The sequence below is a fragment of the Brevundimonas sp. CURTG3B2_SDJG genome (genome assembly GCF_057364705.1).
Window position 1 is genome coordinate 1 of the sequence record NZ_JBNFOJ010000461.1, and the last position, 1484, is coordinate 1484.

The following is a 1484-nucleotide window of genomic DNA, read 5'->3' on the forward strand; positions in this document are numbered from 1 at the left end:
CAGCCCGTGCTGGACCGCCAGGGCCGCGCCGTCGGCGTCACCATCGCCGAGAGCCCGCGCCGGGGCCGCATCTACACCACCGCGCCCGAGACCTTCGGCCCGGCCATCCGCGGCGTGCAGAAGGCCGACGAGCCCGTGACCGGCCGCATCGTCACCGTCGACAACTACGGCCTGGTCGCCGACGACCTGCGGCGCGACCTGCGCGTGGCCCAGGTGGTCTGTCTGTCGGCGTGAGACACATCGGTTCTCCCTCCCCCGGCGGGGGAGGGAGAAAACGCCCGCCCCCTACTGCAGCCGCGCCGTATCGATGTTCAGCCCCGACAGCGGCACGACCTCGACATTGGGATAGGCGGCGCGCAGGGCGTCGATGAACTGCGAGGCGTCGCCGACGATCACCAGGCTGGCGTTCGCCGCCTGCAGATGCTCGCCCGCCGCCGCCTGGATCTGCGCCGGCGTCACGCCGTTCACGTCGTCGTCGTAGCGGGCCAGGTTCGACATCGGCAGGCCGTAGAGCGCCAGATTGGCGACCAGGCCGCCCAGGCCGTCCACCGTCTCCAGCGAACGGCCGAACGCGCCGACCAGGGTCGCCTTGCGCGGCGCCAGTTCGGCCTCGGTCGCCTGGGTGGCGGAAAGGCGGGTGATCTCGGCCAGGATCAGGCCGGCCACCTCGGGCACGGCGTCGTTCCGCGTCTGGGCGGTGGCGGTCAGGATGCCCTCGTCCTGGCGCACGCCCAGGCTGGACCCCGCGCCGTAGGACAGGCCGCGCTTGATGCGGATCTCCTGGTTCAGACGCGCCGAGAAGCCGCCGCCCATCAGGGCGTTGCCGACCAGCAGCGGGAAGTAGGCGTCGTCCGTCCGCGAGATGGCGCGCATGGCCGCATAGACCGCCGCCTGGCCCGCGCCGGGCTGGTCGACCACGATGACGCGCGGGGCGATCGCCGGCCCGGCCGGATCGGCGACGGCCACGGCCTGGCCCGCCGGGTCGCGCCAGTCGCCGAAGGCCTGCTCGGCCAGGGCGTAGGCGGCCTCGGGGGTGATGTCGCCCGAGAAGACCAGGGTCGCCGAGCCGGGGCGATAGGCGGTCCGGTGGAAGGCCTCCAGCTGTTCGCGCGTCAGCGTCGGGATGGTCGTCGGCGTGCCCGAGCCGGCTGGCCATAGGGCGCGTCGCCATAGACGGCGCGCGAGGCGGCCAGGCCCGCGACGGGTCCCGGCTGCGACAGCTGGACCCGGAGGCCGTTCAGCGCCTGGGTCTTGGCGCGCTCCAGCTCCTCGGTCGCGAAGGCGGGGTTGCGCACCACGTCGGCCATCAGGGCCATGGTCTGCGGAAAGACGTTGGCCGGCGACGAGGCGAAGACATTGGTGAAGTCCGCGCCCGCGCCCGCGCCGATGTCGGCGCCCAGCCGCTCGGTCTCGGTGGCGATCTCCGGCGCCGACCGGGTCGCGGTGCCCTGGGTCAGCAGCGAGGCGGTGAAGCTGGCCACGCC

General features: G+C 73.7%; 2 protein-coding genes and 1 pseudogene. 1 reads left to right on the plus strand and 2 read right to left on the minus strand.

Going from position 1 to position 1484, the window contains the following annotated elements:
• Nucleotides 1-234 (plus strand): annotated as a pseudogene (locus tag AC2W7C_RS17805) (S1 family peptidase); the annotation flags it as partial.
• 51 nt (nt 235-285) lie between these two features.
• Here AC2W7C_RS17805 and AC2W7C_RS17810 read toward each other — a convergent pair.
• The gene (locus tag AC2W7C_RS17810) at nt 286-1125 is read right to left on the minus strand and encodes a M16 family metallopeptidase (protein WP_486002558.1); all 840 of its coding nucleotides are present in this window, start codon (nt 1123-1125) and stop codon (nt 286-288) included.
• Nucleotides 1113-1484, minus strand: a 372-nt coding sequence (locus AC2W7C_RS17815; protein WP_486002559.1) for an insulinase family protein, incomplete at its 5' end; no start/stop codon positions are given. The genes AC2W7C_RS17815 and AC2W7C_RS17810, both read right to left, overlap by 13 nt.